At 47.4% G+C, this 18,566-nt stretch carries 17 protein-coding genes; all 17 read left to right on the forward strand.

Annotated elements, in window-relative coordinates:
- The first annotated feature begins 57 nt into the window (after window positions 1-57).
- The 17 genes from ccoN to nifJ all read left to right on the forward strand — a co-directional run bounded on the left by ccoN (window position 58) and on the right by nifJ (window position 18,483).
- Window positions 58-1,539: a cytochrome-c oxidase, cbb3-type subunit I gene (ccoN, locus tag RWM02_RS02965; RefSeq protein WP_298789607.1), complete on the forward strand. Its 1,482-nt coding sequence runs from the start codon at window positions 58-60 to the stop codon at window positions 1,537-1,539.
- On the forward strand, window positions 1,532-2,197 hold the full coding sequence (gene ccoO, locus RWM02_RS02970; protein WP_297938912.1) for a cytochrome-c oxidase, cbb3-type subunit II: 666 nt from the start codon (window positions 1,532-1,534) through the stop codon (window positions 2,195-2,197). Before ccoN ends, ccoO begins: the two co-directional genes overlap by 8 nt.
- Before the next feature lie 8 nt (window positions 2,198-2,205).
- Window positions 2,206-2,427 (forward strand): cytochrome c oxidase, cbb3-type, CcoQ subunit, encoded by a 222-nt coding sequence (locus RWM02_RS02975; RefSeq protein ID WP_297938909.1) that lies wholly within the window; start codon window positions 2,206-2,208, stop codon window positions 2,425-2,427.
- Window positions 2,427-3,287, forward strand: a complete 861-nt coding sequence (locus tag RWM02_RS02980; protein ID WP_314069026.1) for a cbb3-type cytochrome c oxidase N-terminal domain-containing protein — start codon at window positions 2,427-2,429, stop codon at window positions 3,285-3,287. The genes RWM02_RS02975 and RWM02_RS02980 overlap by 1 nt, the downstream gene beginning before the upstream one ends.
- Window positions 3,288-3,497 carry a DUF4006 family protein gene (locus tag RWM02_RS02985; RefSeq protein WP_295143959.1) on the forward strand — a complete coding sequence of 70 codons (210 nt, stop codon included), beginning with the start codon at window positions 3,288-3,290 and terminating at the stop codon, window positions 3,495-3,497.
- A gap of 210 nt (window positions 3,498-3,707) precedes the next feature.
- Window positions 3,708-4,379, forward strand: coding sequence for a hypothetical protein (locus RWM02_RS02995; protein ID WP_314069028.1), 672 nt, complete (start codon window positions 3,708-3,710; stop codon window positions 4,377-4,379).
- Window positions 4,372-4,842 carry a FixH family protein gene (locus RWM02_RS03000; protein ID WP_314069030.1) on the forward strand — a complete coding sequence of 157 codons (471 nt, stop codon included), beginning with the start codon at window positions 4,372-4,374 and terminating at the stop codon, window positions 4,840-4,842. The genes RWM02_RS02995 and RWM02_RS03000 overlap by 8 nt, the downstream gene beginning before the upstream one ends.
- 58 nt (window positions 4,843-4,900) lie before the next feature.
- On the forward strand, window positions 4,901-7,474 hold the full coding sequence (locus RWM02_RS03005) for a PD-(D/E)XK nuclease family protein (RefSeq protein WP_314069032.1): 2,574 nt from the start codon (window positions 4,901-4,903) through the stop codon (window positions 7,472-7,474).
- A complete protein-coding gene (locus tag RWM02_RS03010; protein WP_314069034.1) occupies window positions 7,471-10,266 on the forward strand; it encodes a RecB-like helicase in 2,796 nt (931 codons plus the stop codon). Before RWM02_RS03005 ends, RWM02_RS03010 begins: the two co-directional genes overlap by 4 nt.
- Before the next feature lie 75 nt (window positions 10,267-10,341).
- Window positions 10,342-10,770, forward strand: a complete 429-nt coding sequence (rplM, locus tag RWM02_RS03015; protein ID WP_002949135.1) for a 50S ribosomal protein L13 — start codon at window positions 10,342-10,344, stop codon at window positions 10,768-10,770.
- Between the two features lie 2 nt (window positions 10,771-10,772).
- A complete protein-coding gene (gene rpsI, locus RWM02_RS03020; RefSeq protein WP_009492499.1) occupies window positions 10,773-11,162 on the forward strand; it encodes a 30S ribosomal protein S9 in 390 nt (129 codons plus the stop codon).
- Window positions 11,163-11,304: 142 nt separating this feature from the next.
- A complete protein-coding gene (locus RWM02_RS03025; RefSeq protein WP_122862550.1) occupies window positions 11,305-12,306 on the forward strand; it encodes an OmpA family protein in 1,002 nt (333 codons plus the stop codon).
- A gap of 21 nt (window positions 12,307-12,327) precedes the next feature.
- Complete coding sequence (locus RWM02_RS03030) at window positions 12,328-12,504, forward strand: mechanosensitive ion channel family protein (protein ID WP_314069040.1); 177 nt, start codon at window positions 12,328-12,330, stop codon at window positions 12,502-12,504.
- Between the two features lie 20 nt (window positions 12,505-12,524).
- On the forward strand, window positions 12,525-12,911 hold the full coding sequence (locus tag RWM02_RS03035; RefSeq protein ID WP_314069042.1) for a mechanosensitive ion channel family protein: 387 nt from the start codon (window positions 12,525-12,527) through the stop codon (window positions 12,909-12,911).
- Window positions 12,912-12,934: 23 nt separating this feature from the next.
- Window positions 12,935-13,144, forward strand: a complete 210-nt coding sequence (locus RWM02_RS03040; RefSeq protein WP_390887720.1) for a hypothetical protein — start codon at window positions 12,935-12,937, stop codon at window positions 13,142-13,144.
- 392 nt (window positions 13,145-13,536) lie between these two features.
- Window positions 13,537-14,187 (forward strand): HAD family hydrolase, encoded by a 651-nt coding sequence (locus tag RWM02_RS03045; protein WP_314069046.1) that lies wholly within the window; start codon window positions 13,537-13,539, stop codon window positions 14,185-14,187.
- A 711-nt stretch (window positions 14,188-14,898) separates the two neighbouring features.
- The gene (gene nifJ, locus RWM02_RS03050; protein ID WP_314069048.1) at window positions 14,899-18,483 is read left to right on the forward strand and encodes a pyruvate:ferredoxin (flavodoxin) oxidoreductase; all 3,585 of its coding nucleotides are present in this window, start codon (window positions 14,899-14,901) and stop codon (window positions 18,481-18,483) included.
- Window positions 18,484-18,566: the final 83 nt, after the last annotated feature.

The following is an 18,566-nucleotide window of genomic DNA, read 5'->3' on the forward strand; positions in this document are numbered from 1 at the left end:
TGGTTAAATTTTAATAAAATAACATTTTCGTAATAAAATAAACAAAGGAGGATATCGATGCGACTAGACAGGGCGCTAAGCTACGACTACACGGTCGCCAAGTATTTTATGTTCGCGACGATACTGTTTGGGATAGTCGGCATGGGCATAGGCGTGCTGATAGCCTTTCAGATGGCATATCCCGATCTAAACTATCTCGCGGGCGAATACGGCACATTTAGCCGCCTAAGACCGCTACACACGGCGGGCGTGATATTCGGATTCATGCTTTCGGGCGTTTTTGCAACGTGGTACTATATCGGACAGAGGGTTTTGAAGGTCTCGATGAGCGAGTCGCCGTTTTTGATGACGGTGGGCAAGCTACACTTTTGGATATATATGCTCGTGATGGCCGGCGGCGTGTTTAGCCTCTTTGCCGGCGTTAGCACGTCAAAAGAATACGCCGAGCTAGAGTGGCCCCTAGATATCGGCGTGGTCGTGCTTTGGGTGCTTTGGGGCGTTAGTATATTCGGCCTTATCGGTATCCGCCGCGAGAGGACGCTTTATATCTCGGTTTGGTACTTTATCGCGACGTTTCTGGGTATCGCGATGCTTTATTTGTTTAACAACATGGCCGTGCCGACTAAGCTGGTTTCGGGCTACGGCAACTGGTGGCACTCGGTCTCGATGTACGCGGGAGCTAACGACGCGCTAGTGCAGTGGTGGTACGGGCATAACGCCGTGGCGTTCGTGTTTACCGTGCCGATAATCGCTCAAATTTACTATTTCCTTCCTAAAGAGAGCGGTCAGCCGATATTTTCTTACAAGCTTTCTATTTTCTCGTTTTGGAGCCTCATGTTCCTTTACCTTTGGGCGGGCGGACACCATCTGATCTACTCTGCGGTGCCTGACTGGATGCAGACGATGGGTTCTGTGTTTTCGGTGGTTTTGATACTACCGTCTTGGGGATCTGCGATAAATATGCTTCTAACGATGCGCGGCGAGTGGCAGCAGCTTAGAGAAAACCCTCTTATCAAATTTATGATTTTAGGCTCGACATTTTATATGTTTTCAACTCTTGAGGGGCCGATTTTAGCGATCAAGTCCGTAAACGCCCTAGCGCACTTTACCGACTGGGTGCCGGGCCACGTGCACGACGGTACGCTAGGCTGGGTCGGCTTTATGACGATGGCGGCGCTTTATCACATGACGCCTCGCGTATTTAAACGCGAAATTTACTCGAAATCCTTGATGGAAACTCAGTTTTGGATACAGACTATCGGCATAGTGCTTTACTTTTCGTCGATGTGGATCGCGGGCATCACTCAGGGTATGATGTGGCGCGCGACGGATGAATACGGAAATTTAGCCTACTCGTTTATCGATACGGTGATAAACATAGTGCCGTACTACTGGATCAGAGCCGTGGGCGGGCTGCTATATCTGCTTGGATTTTTTATATTTGTTTATAACATCTACAAGAGTTTTGGCGCCAAAGCGCTCGTAAAAGAGCCGCTAAGCGCGAGTCCTGCGGGCGTAAAGGAGGTTGCTAATGTTTAGTTGGTTAGAAAAAAATCCCTTCTTTTTCGCGGTTATGGTTTTTATATTTATCGCCTATGCGGGCGTGATTGAGATTTTGCCTGATTTTGCCAACAGAGCTAGGCCGCTTGAGGGCACCAAGCCGCCGACGGTTTTACAGCTTGCGGGCAAACACGTGTATATGAAAGATAGCTGTAACGCCTGCCATACGCAGCAAATTCGCCCTTTTAAGGCAGAGACCGACAGATACGGTATGTATTCGCTTAGCGGCGAGTATGCGTTTGACCGCCCGCATCTTTGGGGTTCAAAGAGGACCGGCCCCGACCTTTGGCGCGTGGGTAACTACCGCACCACCGACTGGCACGAAAATCACATGAAAGAGCCGGCCTCTGTGGTGCCCGGTTCTATAATGCCTGCTTATAAGCATCACTTTAGCAACAACGCCGACATCGAGACGGCATACGGCGAAGCGGTAACGACGAAAAAGGTATTTGGCGCACCGTACGACGTAGAGGGCATGCCAAAACTCGGCACCTACGAGCAGGCACAAGCAGCCGCCAAAGAAGAAGCCGCCGCTATAGTTGAAGAGATGAAAGATGAAGAGGTCAAAAAGGCCTTTGAGCGCGGAGAGATCCGCGAGATAGTGGCGCTCATCGCCTATCTAAATAGCTTAAAATAGGCAAATTTATGGACGCGCAAACTCTAAGAGAGCTCCAAGGATACGGAGCTTTTATCTTTCTAGCCGTGTGCGCCGCGCTTCTTTACGGGTACTATTTTCATCTGTATAGATCCGAAAAGAGCGGCAGGCGAAACTACGAAAGATACTCCGACCTCGCCCTAAAAGACGGTATCGACGAGGAAATTTTAGAGTCTGCGTCCATAGAGCAAAACGCTAAAAAGGAAAAATAATGCAATGGTTTAATTTAGAAGATAATGTAAATTTACTGGGGCTTATCGGAGCTATTGCTATCGTTTTAGCCACGGCTTTCGTCGTAAGTCGCTTGGTCGGGCAGATGAAGGTAGCAAAACCTAAGGCCGAGCTAAGCGAGCATAGCTGGGACGGCATAGGCGAGTACAAAAATCCTCTGCCGCTGGGCTGGGCGATAGTTTATGCGATATGTATCGTCTGGGCCTTGTGGTATATGATCGCCGGCTATCCGGTAAACTCCTACTCGCAAATCGGCGAATACAACGAAGAAGTCGCCGCCGCAAACGCTAAATTTGAAAAACGCTTCGCAAACGTGGACGCCAAGACGCTTCACGCCATGGGCGAAAGCCTGTTTTTGGTGCAGTGTTCCTCCTGCCACGGCATAACGGGCGACGGTATAAACGGCAAGGCCGCAGACCTTTCCAAATGGGGTAGCGAAGAGGGGATATATGATACGATAATGAACGGCTCAAAAGGCCTAGAGTATCCGATGGGCGAGATGCCTGCCGGTATGGCCGACGAAGAGGGCGCAAAGGCGATCGCGGCCTACATCGCTAAGGAAATTTCCGGTATAAAAAAGACTAAAAACGAAAATTTGGTAGCTAGCGGCAAGGAGCTATTTGCGACCTGCGCAGCTTGCCACGGCGAGGACGGCAAAGGCATGGAGGGCAACTCTCCCGATCTATCTAAATACGGCACAGCCGAGTTTGTCGAGGACGTGTTGCAGCGCGGTAAAAAGGGCGCTATCGGTACGATGCCTAAATTTAGCGACGGCAGGCTAAACGCCTTGCAGCAAAAAGCCGTCGGCGAGTACGTCATCTCGCTTTCTAAAGGAGAATAAATGGAAAACACGAATCGAAATGTTTTTGGCCTACACGGCGTGACCGGGCTACTCATCGCGACCGGGCTACTGCTAGCGATCCTGGCGGCACTCACGTACTACGCGATCAAGCTGCAGCAAGAAGTCGCGCAAAAGCCTTACTCGCTAAACGCCTCCGAGCTAAAGATGAAAAGCGCGGATAACGCCAAACAAGTGCGCGTAAAGGAGTAAATATGCAAGCGATTTTGGAGAAATTTATCGTCGCGGGACTCATTGCGGCGGCGGCATTTACGGCGTGGGCAGTGCTAACGCCAAATCACCTTTTTGTAGGATGAAAGTTGATAAATCAAAGAGCGCAGAATTTGCCGCTCTTTTTCAAATTTTAAGCTTAAACCATAGAGGCGCGCTTTGCTTTTTGCTCGAAAATGCTCAACTTGGCCGATGCAATTTATAAATTACGCTCGCTCAAATTTAACTATCCTTTGCCGCTTCCTCGCGCTCAAATTTTCAAATTTAACCCGCGCATTTTTTATCTTTTTGCTTTTTATTTACGGCGCGGCGACTCTGTATGGCTTAAATTTGCCCCGCGAGATAGTTTTAGTAAATCAAAACATCCTAAGCCCGGCCGTAAGCGAGAAAGTCGCGGTTTTAGGCGAGGAGCTAGCGAGTAAAAGCGGCGTGTTTGCAGGAGTCGCGGTTTATGAGAGCTTGGATGGCAAAACGCTAAAAGAAGCGGCCGCGCAGTTAAATTTGACTCCGCCTTACGCTCTTTTGATGCTTGCTAAAACGGAGCATAAGGTGGAAATTTTTGCCGACCCGCAGACGCTTAAGCTTTTTGATAAAGAGAAAATTTTAAGCCCTTATCCTAGCTCGGGCTCGATTTTACCGATACTAGCGTCCAAAAACGGCAAAGATATCTTTAACGCTGCCGTACTAAACGGCTACGCGGATCTTGCCGAACAGATCGCCGCGAGCAAGGGCGTGAGCTTGCAAAACGCTATCGGTAGCCAAAATCGCCGCACGCTTGATGCGTTTAGGATTTTTATCTACGGCTCTATCGTGCTTGTCGTTTGCGTCGCCGCGTTTAGAAAATTTAGGAGGAAAAATGGCTAAAAACTACTGGCCTCACGCTATCGTTATATCGCTTATTTTGATAGTCGCCTCCTGTGTAGCGACGGTCGCCCTGGCCGTGAAAAACCCCGTGGAGATGGACGAGTTTTACTTCGAGCGCTACCAAAACGTCGATGAAAATATAAACGAGATCGAGGCTAGCCAGCGCAGGTTTGACGCCAAGTACGCCCTTAAATTTGAGCCGGAATTTGACGGATTAAGCGGATACTTTAAGATCGCCGTCACGCCAAAAAACGGCTCGCTAGCGTCAAATTTCACGCACGAGATGTTACTAACCAGACCCGCTACGAACGAGCAAAATCAAAATTTAAACGCCAAATTCGACGGGCAAATTTTAAAAACTCAGCCCGTAACGCTCCCAAAAAAAGGCAAATGGCAAATTTTGCTAAAAATCTCCGACGCAAACGATACGGGCTTTTATAAATTTAGCTTCGAAGCGCGCTAGTTTTCTTTGATTTTCAGCCGTTCTGGGTTATCATTGCGCCAAAAAACAAAGAGCCTCTATGCAAAATTTAGACAAACTTTATATCTTTACCAACTCCCGAAAGATCCGCGAATTTAACGCGAAATTTCAAAACGAACTCGTGCCAAAGGCCATGACGATAGCGCAGTTTGAGCAAAAGGCCGTGCTGGTGCCGGGGCGCTTTGAGGCGGACGAGGCGTACGCGCTGGTGCTGATGCAGCGAGCCTGCGCGAGCGTGAGAGAGGCCTCCGAGCGGCTGCGTATCCCGTCCGAGTTCTTCGCGTTTTTAAAAAACAACGACTATCTTTTTAGCTTTTTTAAGGAGCTAGCCATCAGCAAAAAGAGCGTGGCGGATCTGAAATTTAGCGATATTTACGCCGATTACGAGGAGCATTTGGGCATCCTCGAGGTGGTGCTTGCGCGATATAAGGAGCTGCTCGCGGCCGAAAATCTATACGACGGCATCGCGCTGCCTGAAATTTACGAGTTAAACGGCGGATTTGTAAAGGAATTTCGCGAGATTTATCTTGAAGTAGACGGCTTTTTGAGCGAATTTGAGTGGGAGCTGTTTAGCGAGATCGCAAAGCTAACGACGCTAAAAATCATCTTTCAAACCAGTAAATTTAACAAAAAACTGATCTCAAAACTGGCTGAAATTTCCGGCATTGAGGCGAGCGAGTTTAGCCTATACGGCGAATTTGAGCTAAATTTGAGCTCGCGCGAGCTAAAAAAAACGGGCGCCGTGCGCAAAAATCCGCTCGTTTTAAAAAGAAGCTTTAGCGCTAGAAGCTTGCAGGCGGCCTACGCGATGGCAAAGGCTAGCGAGTTTGTGGCTGATGGCATCAAACCCGAAAACATCGCCGTTATCCTACCCGATGAGAGCTTTGCCGAGATATTGCGCCTGCACGACCGCGGCAAGATGTTTAACTTTGCGATGGGCGAGAGCTTCACGCGCACGCGATTTTTTCAAATTTTAAAGTGCCTGGCAACCGCGATAAACGACAAAATCCGCGTAAATTTGAACGAAGATAACTATAAAAATTTCAACGAATTTGAGTTTAATCTAAATGAATTTGGCGTTAGCGGCGAGCTGTTTGCGAAATTTAAAAACGGCTTTGAGGTGCCTTGCTCGTTTGAAGATTTTAGGGCGCTTATGGAGGAGATTTTGGCGCTTGAGAGCGATCACGCCGCCGCGCAAAAAGCGCGCGAGGAGCTATTTTACGCACAGAGTTTGGCGCGATATTTTAGCTTTACGCTGCGTCAAATTTGCGAGATATTTTTGATAAAGCTAGCTAGGCTTAGGCTTGATCACGTAGGCGGCGGTAAGATCGGCGTTATGGGCGTTTTGGAGAGTCGCGGGCTTAAATTTGAAGGCGTCATAGTGCTTGATTTTAATGACGATTTGGTGCCAAAGCGCAGCGTAAACGAGATGTTTTTAAGCTCGCGCGTGCGCCAAAAGGCGGGGCTCATCGGCTACGTAGACCGCGAAAATTTGCAGAGATTTTACTACGAGAGCCTAATCGGCGGCGCAAAAAAAGCGGCGATATGCTACGCGGCAAACGAGGAGAAAATCGCGTCGAGATTTCTCGGCGAATTTAACGCCGTGGAGGACGCGAGATTTAGCGACGAGAGCTATGCGGCGCTGTTTAACGGCGAATTTGCGGACGAGCAAAAATTTGAGGCCGAGACGAACCCGCATCTTGACGAAAGAAACGAGGCTAAATCTAAACAAGCAAAAACCGCCAAGGAGCGGAGTTTGTTTGAATTTGATGCGCAGGGCGAGCTAAATTCGGACGCAAATTTAGTTAGTAAATTTGACGAAAACGCCGCGCAAAACGAAACGTCGAGCCAAAATCCGCGAGCGCTAAATTTTATAAAATTTACTCGAAAAACGCCCGCAAAACCTAAAATTTTCGAGCAAGACATCATCGTCAAGCACGATTTTTTCGCTATCCCGCTCTCTTTTAGCAGGCTAAACACCTATTTGCAGTGCCCGCGGCGGTATTATTACAGATATATTTTAAACGTAAATCCGCCCGTTATGCCGCAAACGACGTCCGCGGCGGACTTTGGTAACTCGCTACACAGGGCGCTTTTTGAGTATTATTCCAAATTTGAGCGATTTGACCTCGCTAAATTTGAAACGGTGCTAAGAGAGCTAAATACTCCGCCGCTAGAGCGCGAGATAACGATGATAAAGATGGAAAAATTTAAGGCCATAGAAGATGCGAGATATGAGGCGGGATGGCGCGTGCAGGGACTTGAAAAAGAGCTTGATAGCGTGTTTGCAGGCGTGCGCATAGCGGGTAAAATCGACCGCATAGACGGGCGCGGCGGCGAGCTAGCGGTGATTGATTATAAAAGCGGAAAAATTGACGCAAAATCCTTGCAATTGCCGTTTTATGAGGCGCTCGTTGGTAGGCCTTGCGAGGGGTGCTTTTATGATCTAAAAGATAATATGAACTTGGTGGCGGGCGAAGCTAGCACGGAGACGCTTGCAGAGGCGATCGAGCAGCTAAAATCCATCAATAATACGCCGATAAATTTCGGGGAGGCCAAGGGCGCGATGAGCGAATACGAAGACTATAAAATTTTAGTGAAAGGTGAGCTATGAAGCCGTTTTTGGCCCTCGAGGCGAGTGCGGGTAGCGGCAAGACCTTTGCGCTTAGCGTGCGTTTTATCGCGATTTTGCTATCAGGCGCCGACGCGCGCGAGATCACGGCGCTGACCTTCACCAAAAAGGCCGCTAATGAGATGAAAGAGCGCATCGTGCAGACATTTTTGCGGCTCGAGGAAAAGGGCGCGGAGCTAGCCGAGCTGGAGCAAATTTTGGGCGCGGGCAGGGATGAAATTTTAGCTATGCGCGATGCTCGGGCGACGCATTTTTTAGAAAGCGATCTAAAAATCGGCACGTTTGACTCGTTTTTTGTCGGTATCTTGCGCAGCTTTTGTTTAAATTTGGGACTAAGCGCGGATTTTGAAGTGAGCGAAAATTTAAACGAACTGCAACGAGGCGAGTTTGTCGCGAGCGTGAGCAAGGATATGCGGCTGCTAAAAGCGCTTGCGAATTTGATAGCGACGGCAGAGCGCAGTCAGAGTAGCTTTTTTGAGAGTTTGGAGATGTTTTACGAAAATTTCGGCGAGCTTAAAAGCAGCGAAAATGCGGCGTTTCCAAACGAAAGCGGCGTCGCAGAAGCGCTAAAAAATATGCGCGAATACGTCCTAGCTAGAGGCGGCGGCAAAGACGCGCAAAGCGCCGTGAAAGAGGGCAGCCCGAGCGAAATTTTAGCTCGCTCTTTTATGTCGCGCGCGAGCCTTGATTATCGCACGTTTTCTAAAATTTATACGTCGGAGCTTGACGAGATGTTTCTTGAGTTAAAAGCGCGGCTAAAACGCTATTTTGACGCGCTTGAGGAGTATAAAATCGCCGAGCTGGCTAGGTTTTTAAAAATCTACAAAGAGTGCAAAATCTCGCTAAATAAAAGGCTAAATTCGCTCGCCTTTAGCGACGTGACGCGCCTAGTTTACGAGCTTTTAAGGGGCGGCGAGACGGACGCGCAGATGCTTTATTTTAGGCTCGACGGGCGTATAAATCACCTGCTCATCGACGAGTTTCAAGACACCAACGTAGCGCAGTACGAGATCATGCGTCCACTCATCGAAGAAATCGTTGCCGGATACGGACAAAACGGGCTTGGTAGCTTTTTTTACGTAGGCGACGTAAAGCAGAGTATTTACCGTTTTCGCGGCGGCAAAAAGGAGCTTTTCGGCAAGCTGATGCGAGATTTTCCGCAGATCAAAACGCAAAATTTGGAGGTAAATTACCGCAGTAAAAAGGCGCTGGTTAGATTTACGAACGCCGTGTTTGCGGGTAAAATCGAAAATTTTAAACCGCAAAGAACGCCGCAAAAAGAGGGCGAGCGGGTAAATTTGGTAGGGCAGATGCCGTATTTTGAGGCACAGGAGGACGATCTTGGCTTCGTGCGGGTAAGCAGCGGCGATGACGTGGCGATGGAGGCTGCGCAGCAGGTTAAATTTCTCCTGCAAAAAGGGGTCAGCAAGGACGATATCACCGTGCTTTGCTGGAAAAACGACGATATAAATAAAATCGCAAATTTGCTGAGCGAGGCGGGCGTAAAAAGCGTGAGCGAGGGCGTGATGCCGCTACTAGCGAGCAAAAACGCGCGCGCGGTAGCGGAATACGCTAAATTTTGCTTATTCGGCGAGCGAATTTACAAGCTAAATACCGAAGCGATCCTAGACGTAAACGCCGTAAAACTAAGCGTAAATCCGCAAAAATCGGCGCTTGAGAGCTTGCACTATCTAGCGGTCAGGCTCGGCGTAGATATGAGCGATGCGGACGTTTTGCGACTACTTGAGCTGGCGCAGCCGTATTCAAATTTGACCGAGTTTGTCTATAATCTTGATAGATTTGAAGCCAAAGCAAGCGCAAAAAGCGGCGAGGGCGTGAAAATCATGACCGTGCACAAGTCAAAGGGGCTGGAGTTTGAAAACGTGATCGTGTGCGATAAAATGGGCGCAGGGCGGCACGACGGGTCAAATTTTATCGCGGAATACGATGCGGATACGGGCTCCTGGCATGTGCGCCATAACGTCAAAAAACAGTGTATCGACGAGGATTTTGCAAGGTTAAAAGAAAAGGCGGCGCGGCTCGAGCGCGAAGAGGATATGAACAAGCTCTACGTCGCGCTAACTCGGGCGATTGGCGGGCTAATCATCGTAAAAAAAACGGGTGCAAACGGCAGAAATCCGAGCTTTTTTGGGGCGTATGAGAGTAGCGGCGAGGTTATAGAGTATCTTGATTTGGTCGATTTTAGCTTTGGCGAACCGACTCCTAGCAAGGCGCGAAATTTGACGCCGGCGGGCAAATTTGAGCCTATAGTGCTAGTTCAAATTCCAAAGCAAATCGTAGATGAAACGCCAAAATCCGAGGGCAAAAATCAAAAGGCGATTTATTTTGGTTTGGCGCTGCACTATCTGCTCGAGATGGCGGAAAAATTTGACGAGGACTCGCTAAAAACGGCGCAAATTTCGATGCGAAATGCGTTTTATAAATTTTTAGACGAGGGCGAGCTGGATGAAATTTACGCTCGCGGGCTAAATTTGATAAACGAGCCTAAATTTAAGCAAATGACGCAGGCAAAGAGGGTGTTTAAAGAACAGCCTTTGCGTTATGAAGGCATGCTAAAGCAGCTTGACCTGCTCTGTTTGGACGAGACCGAAATCTGCGTGATCGACTACAAAACGAGCGATAAAAATATAGATGAAAACATCGCGCAAGTAGGTGAATATAAAAAAATACTAGCTCAAATTTATCCGAATTTGAGCGTGAAAGCAGCGATATTTTACGCTTTGCGGGACGAAATTCGAAGCATTGATATTTAAATATAGCTTAAATTAAGCTATCTGTAAGGTGCATTTGAATACAATCACGACTTAAAATTATCTAAAGGGTAAGAAATGACGAAAATAACAAAACCAAACGAAGTGGAGCGCGAGTGGATCGTGCTTGACGCGGCAGGCAAGCGTTTTGGTAGATTGCTAACCGAGGTAGCTACGCTGCTTCGCGGTAAGCATAAACCAAATTTCACTCCGAATGTCGATTGCGGCGATTACGTTATCATAATCAACGCTTCTAAAGCCGAATTTACAGGCAACAATAAAGCCGAGCAAAAGCTTTATCACCGCCATTCAGGATATTTCGGTAGCACAAAAAGCGAGAAATTCGGCGAGCTTTTGGCCGATAAGCCGGAAAAACTGTTTAAGCTAGCCGTTCGCGGAATGCTTCCAAAAACAAAACTCGGCAGAGAGATGATAAAAAAACTAAAAGTTTACGCCGGCAGCGAGCATCCGCACACGGCTCAAATAGCTAAAAAAGAAGGAAAATAATCATGGCGAAAGTTTATGCAACCGGTAAAAGGAAAACTGCCGTAGCAAAAGTCTGGCTAAAACCGGGCAGCGGTAAAATTTTAGTAAACGGGCTTGATCTAAACACTTGGCTCGGCGGACACGAAGCTATCAAGCTAAAAGTGGTTCAACCTCTACTTTTAACAAAACAAGAGGGTTCTGTGGATGTAACCGCAACGACTCTAGGCGGCGGATACTCTGCTCAAGCTGAGGCGCTAAGACACGGCATATCAAGAGCATTGGCTCTATTTGACACCGACTTTAGAGCAACTCTAAAACCAAAAGGCCTACTAACTCGCGACTCACGCGTTGTCGAGCGTAAGAAATTCGGTAGAAGAAAAGCTAGAAGAAGCCCGCAATTCTCTAAACGCTAATAGTTTTTGGGGTAGCGCGAATTTAAGGTGCATTGATATTTGCGGTTGGTTTTTTGTAAACTCGCAAATATCAAATGTTTAAACGAAATTTATAATTTTTGTGTTATCATTGAAACATACATTTCACTTGAAAGGATTTTCTATGAAAAAGATTGCTATTGCTTTAGTTGCTGCTACAGCTCTTTTTGCTGCTGATTCAGCTTACAAATATGAATTAACTCCAACCATCGGCGGAGTTCATCCTGAGGGTAACCTTGGAATGAACGATCAAGCTGCTATCGGTTTAAGACTTGGTAGAAACCTTGAGAATTTCTTCATCAACCAAGTAGAGCTAGGTTTTAGCCATGCAGATAAGGTTAGAGAGTACGGCGTAAAAGGCAAAGCTACTAGATATTTCGTAAATGCCATCAAAGATTTCGGTATCACTGACAATCTTTCACTTTATGGATTACTAGGTGCTGGATATGAGGATGTTTCAAAAAGATTCGTTAAAAATGACGACGGCGGCTTCGGTCAATACGGTCTTGGTTTAAGATACCAAATCACCGACAACTTTGCGTTGCGTGCTGAAGCTGTTGATGCTATCAAATTTAACCACGGAGATCACAATCTATTCTATACTCTAGGTTTTGCAGTAGGTTTTGCTCCTAAAAACGCTCCTGTAGTTGCAGAAGCTCCAAAAGTTGAGCCTGCTCCTGCTCCTGTTAGCCTTGACGATGACAATGACGGCGTTTTAAACGATGTCGATCAATGCCCAAATACACCGGCAGGCGTAGTGGTTGACGAGACTGGATGCGAGAAGGTTATCGTTCTTAGAGATATCGGCGTAAACTTCGCATTCGATAGCTACAAAATAACTCCAAAATATCTTGAGGAGATCAAAAAAGTAGCTAACTTTATGGGTGAAAATCCAGGTTACCGCGTAGTTCTAAGCGGACATACAGATAGCGTAGGCGCTGAGGCTTACAACCAAAAACTATCTGAAAAAAGAGCAAACGCAGTTGCTAAAGCTCTTGAAGAGCTTGGCGTAAGCGCAGACAAGATCACATCTATCGGATATGGCGAGCTTAAACCTATCGCTTCAAACAAAACAAAAGAAGGACGCGCTGAAAATAGACGCGTTGAAGCTAGATTTAACAAATAATTAGCCTAGCTTAATTAATGCATGGACGAGATTAAATTCGAACTTATTTGGTCGTTAATCTCGTCCTATTCTTTAAAAATTTTAGGCTCTATCACCATATTGCTTATCGGCAAATGGCTAGTAGCTAAAATCTCAAATCTTATATCAAAATTAATCATTTCCTCTCGACTTGACGAAACTCTTTCGAATTTTTGCTAAATATCATCAAAACGCTTCTTATGGCTTTCGTAATCATAGCTGCGATTGCAAATTTGGGCGTCGAGACGTCTATGTTCGTTGCTGCGCTAGGTGCCATCGGTCTTGCTATCGGTATGGCGTTTAAGGATACTTTTTCAAACATCGGCGCAGGATTTTTGATAATATTTTTTAGGCCGTTTAAACTCAAAGACCACATCGAAGTCGCAGGCGTGCAAGGCGCGGTCAAAGAAATCAATATGTTTAGCACTGTTTTGCGTACGACCGATCACAAAACCATCATTATCCCAAACGGACGTATCATAAGTAGCAATATAATAAACTTCTCAAAAGAGGGCACTAGGCGGGTTGAGCTCGTATTTTCCATAGATTATAAAGACGATTTAAAGCTTGCAAAAGAGATTATTTAAACCTAGCTGACAAAAACAAAAAGATCCTAAAAGAGCCAAAGCCATTCGTCGGCGTCGGAAGTTTGGGTGAAAATAGCGTAAATTTGACCGCTAGATTTTGGTGCGCGAGCAGTGATTTTTCGGATGTGCAGTTTGCTATTCTAGAAAGCGTCAAGCTCGCATTTGACGCTAAAGGCATCTCTATACCGTCGCCGCAGCTTAGCATCCGCTATCAAGACAAAAGACAAGACTAGCAAATTTAATCACTCGGTTTTCTTGTATATTTTATACTTATTTGCTTGTATGGTTGATAGGTTAAATTTAACCTGCAATTCCGTGCTGTTAAATTTGTGTAAAAGTATATAACTATCATAAATTTTGCCTGCAATATTTTAAACAGTATCCTTACATAAAAGTTAAATTTGACATCATGGTATTTTAAGAAAACCGTAATTTCAGTACCTAGCCTACAATAAGGTAAAACGAAATAAAAACCCATAATGATTAAAATTTGAAATTTTGAAAAGCCGACTTAAGGCAAATTTTAAAATACAAAAAGTAAAATCAAAGTTTATTAAATTGTAAATTTGACGCGAAAATGCCGTCAAATTTGCTATATCACAATCAAAAAAACGAAAGAAGCAAGATGAAAAAAACCATATTTTTTGACCTAGACGGTACGCTTATCGACTCGACGCCCGCGATCCTTGATGGATTTGGCGCGGCGTTTCGCGCTCACGGTGAGCCCGCTCCAAAGCCCGAGGCGGTCAAGGCTCTAGTCGGCCATCCGCTTGACGTCATGTTTGCCGGACTTGGAGCGCCGATGCAGCTCGTGCCTGATTATATCGCCGCGTATAAGGCGCGTTATGAGCAGATTTTTTTGGAGCAAACATCGCTGCTTGAGGGCGCGGCTGGCGCGTTGTCGCTTGCTAGCGAGGTCGCGGACGTGGGCGTCGTTACGACGAAAACGTCGAAATTTTCGGTCATTTTGCTTGAGCACTTGGGTGTTATGAAATTTATCAAAACCGTGATCGGCAGAGACGACGTCGTAAATCCAAAGCCCGACCCTGAGCCCATAAACAGGGCTCTTGAGCGCCTAGGTAACACAAGCGCGCAAGATAAGGCAAACGCCTTTATGATCGGCGATACGACGATGGATCTGGAAGCAGCGAAGCGTGCGGGCATCGCGGGCATCGGGCTGGTTTGCGGCTACGGCAATGAGGCTGATTTGCGCGGGCACTCAAATTTGATCTTTAAAAATGCATTTGAGGCGGTTAAATTTATAGCGGGCAGATGAGGCTAGCCGATAAATTTAGAATTTTAGCAGCGATCAAAACCTGTAGCTAGATCGCTAAACGGTTATTTTTAGCGTTTGTTTGAGTTGTTAAATTTAATCACTTATAAAACGTAGCGACAAGTATGACAAGTCAAATTTAAATCAAATTTGTCGCAAGAACCAGGGCAAAGAGGCAAATTTGACTTGCCGATGCGCTCCCTTTTTCTCAAAGGGCTCAAGCGCATCGATTGTATTAAGATAAACGCCGTCAAAATTCGCATCTAAGGCTTTTTATACGAGACTCAGTGCCCAGATAGCCGATAATGGCTCGTTTTCTACCGAACCGTCTTTAGCAATAACCTCAAGCCTTTTTTGAGCGATGATGATAAAACCGTATCGCGAGATAGCAATGAAGAAGCAATATGTCTTCTTGCGCTAGTCTATCACAAATTTTGCTTCGTTCGTGATTTTTTCATTCGCCGCGACATAAAAGCATAAGACGAAAATTGCGGCTAACGCAGATAAATTTTTACGCATAGCTTCTTTGTTTTTTAAATTTATCGCTTAAATTTGAGCGGTTTTTAAAATCGGCCGACAAAACAAATTTGGGGCTTAAGATTATTAAATTTAGGCCTTTTTGAAAATGTAAAGCGACGGATTAATGATAGATTTTGGAATTTAGCTCTATAATAAAAGATTTTTAAAAAACATAAGAAAATTTAAGGCGGAAAAATGGCTAAAATAATGAAAACTATGGACGGAAACGAGGCTGCGGCGCACGCATCGTACGCATTTACCGAGGTTGCGGGCATATACCCGATCACTCCTAGCTCGCCGATGGCCGACTACACCGATATGTGGGCGGCTCAGGGTAAGAAAAATCTATTCGGTATGCCGGTTAAAGTCGTCGAAATGCAAAGCGAGGGCGGGGCTGCGGGCACCGTGCACGGCTCGCTGCAAGTAGGTGCGCTAACCACTACATACACGGCTTCGCAAGGCCTTTTGCTAAAAATCCCGAATATGTACAAAATCGCAGGCCAGCTACTACCCGGCGTTATCCACGTGAGCGCGCGCTCTATCGCGGCCCAGGCGCTTTCTATCTTTGGCGATCATCAGGACATTTATGCCTGTCGCCAAACGGGCTTTGCGATGCTAGCAAGCGGCTCCGTGCAAGAGGTCATGGATATCGCGGGCGTCGCGCATCTAGCGGCGATCAAGGGTCGCGTACCGTTTTTGCACTTTTTCGACGGATTTCGCACGAGCCATGAGATACAAAAGGTCGAGGTGCTTGACTACGCGTACTTTGATAAGCTTCTTGACCGCGAGGCGCTACAAAAATTTAGAGACGAGGCGCTAAGTCCCGAAAGCCCGAAAACTCGAGGTACGGCGCAAAATGACGATATCTACTTCCAGACGCGCGAGCTAGCTAACCGCTACTACGACGCGGTGCCTGATATCGTGGCCAAGTATCTAAAAGAAATTTCAAAAATCACGGGACGAGATTATAAACCGTTTAATTATTATGGCGATCCGCAGGCTACACGCATCGTGATCGCGATGGGCTCCGTTACGCAAACTCTAGAAGAGGTCGTCGATCACCTGCGCGCAAAGGGCGAAAAAGTGGGTGTGCTAAAGGTGCACCTATACCGTCCGTTTAGCCTAAAATACCTCTTTGACGTGATGCCTGAGACGGTAGAAAAGATCGCCGTGCTAGACCGCACGAAAGAGCCAGGAAGCCTCGGCGAGCCGCTATATCTGGACGTTAAGGCGGCGTTTTACGGACGCAAAAATCAGCCCGTGATCGTGGGCGGTCGCTACGGTCTAAGCTCAAAAGACATCGATCCTGCTCAGATGCTAGCCGTCTTTGAAAACCTAAATTTAAGCGAGCCCAAAAACGGCTTTACCGTCGGTATCGAAGACGACGTGACCTTCACCTCGCTAAAAGTCGGCGAAAAAATTTCGCTAAGCGACGCAAGCGTGAAAGAGTGCCTATTTTATGGCCTTGGCGCGGACGGTACCGTTGGGGCGAATAAAAACTCCATTAAAATCATCGGAGATAAAACCGAGCTTTACGCGCAGGCGTATTTTGCCTACGACAGCAAAAAATCAGGCGGCTACACTCGCTCGCATCTGCGCTTCGGTAAAAACCCGATCCGCTCGACCTACCTCGTCTCAAATCCGCACTTCGTAGCCTGCTCTGTCGCGGCGTATCTTGAAATTTATGACGTCATAGACGGTATCCGCGAGGGCGGGACATTCCTGCTAAACTCGATCTGGGACGCCGAGCAGACGGTTGCTAAACTACCGAATAAAGTAAAGAAAATTTTGGCCGCTAAAAAGGTAAATTTCTACATCATCAACGCTACTAAGCTAGCTCGCGAGATCGGGCTAAAAAACCGCACGAATACCATCATGCAGTCGGCGTTTTTCAAGCTAGCCGACATCATCCCGTTTGCCGACGCGCAAAAATACATGAAAGAGTACGCGCACAAAGCCTACGCCAAAAAGGGTGAAGCGATCGTGGAGATGAACTACAAGGCTATCGACATGGGCGCTGACGGACTGGTTAAGGTCGCGGTCGATCCTAGCTGGGCAAATTTGACGGATGACGCCGCTAACGAGGAGAAATACGTCGGCGACGAATTTATAGAAAAAATCGTTAAGCCTATCAATGCCGCTAGGGGCGACAGCCTGCCCGTTTCGGCGTTTGTTGGCTTTGAAGACGGACACTTTAAGTCAGGCACGACGGCCTACGAAAAACGCGGCATCGGCGTAATGGTGCCTAAATGGATTGAGGAAAATTGTATCCAGTGTAACCAGTGTGCTTTCGTTTGCCCGCACGCGGTCATCAGGCCGTTTCTTATCGATGAAAACGAGCTCGCCGCCGCGCCTCAAACCGTGCAAGATCACGTCCTAGACGCCAAGGGCAAAGAGGTAAAAGGACTAAAATACAAAATCCAAGTAAGCCCTTTAGACTGCACGGGCTGCGAGCTGTGCGCTCAAAACTGCCCGAGCAAGGAAAAATCGCTCGTCATGGTGCCTTTGGCCGAGGAGATGGAGCGGCACGAGCAGGAAAACGCCGATTATTTGTTTAAAAAAGTAACCTACAAAGACGACCTGATGAGCAAAGAAAGCGTCAAGGGCGTTGGCTTTGCGCAGCCGCTATTTGAGTTTCACGGTGCGTGCCCTGGTTGCGGCGAGACGCCTTATATCGGGCTTGTTACGAGACTATTTGGCGACCGCATGATAGTGGCAAACGCCACCGGATGTAGCTCGATCTACGGCGGTAGCGCGCCTTCGACGCCTTATACGACGAACAAAGAGGGCAAGGGCGTAGCGTGGGCGAACTCGCTGTTTGAGGATAACGCGGAGTTTGGTATGGGCATGAACGTTGCGGTAGAGACGCTTCGCCACCGCATAGAAGACGTCATGCTACGCACCAAAGATGACGCGCCAAATGCCCTAGCCGCGCTATACTCCGACTGGATCGCACATAAAAACGACGGCGAGAAAACGACGCAAATCGCTAAAATTTTGACCCCTCTTTTGGAGCAAAATTTAAGCATCCCGGGCGTAAAAGAAATTTTAGAGCTAAAAAGATACCTCGTCAAAAAATCCCAGTGGATCATCGGCGGCGACGGCTGGGCGTACGACATCGGCTTTGGCGGGCTTGACCACGTGCTAGCTAGCGGCGAGAACGTAAACGTGCTCGTGCTTGACACCGAGGTGTACTCAAACACCGGCGGCCAAAGCTCAAAATCAAGCCGCGCTGGCTCTATAGCACAGTTTACCGCTAGCGGCAAGCCGATGCAGAAAAAAGATCTGGGCTACATCGCGATGACCTACGGAAATATCTTCGTCGCGCAGATCAACTCAAACGCGAGCCAGGCAAACACGATAAAAGCCATCGCCGCAGCCGAGGCCTACGACGGTCCGAGCCTCGTGATCGCGTATTCGCCGTGTATCGCGCACGGTATAAAAGGCGGTATGGCCTACTCCGGCGATCAAGGCGAGCTAGCGACGAAATGCGGTTACTGGCCGACCTACGTCTACGATCCGCGCCTAATCAAAGAGGGCAAAAATCCGCTCAAAATGACCTCAAAAGAGCCGGATTGGTCGCTTTACGAGGAGTTTTTGCTAAACGAGGTTCGTTACAACTCTCTTAAAAAAACTAACCCGCAGCACGCAGACGAGCTGCTAGCTAAAAACAAGGCCGACGCGCAAAGACGCTACCGCCAGCTAAAACGCCTAAGCTTGGCTGACTTTAGCGATGAGGTCGAGTCTAGCTCGGAACAGGCTAACGAAAGCGCCGAGTAGGGCGCAAATTTCTCTCGCTCAAATTTGACGGGCGGGAGAAAATATCTGTAAATTTAGCCGCTCGTTCGGGCGGTTAAATTTGC

The organism is Campylobacter showae (assembly GCF_963515975.1).
In the GTDB taxonomy this organism is placed as follows: Bacteria; Campylobacterota; Campylobacteria; order Campylobacterales; family Campylobacteraceae; genus Campylobacter_A; species Campylobacter_A showae_F.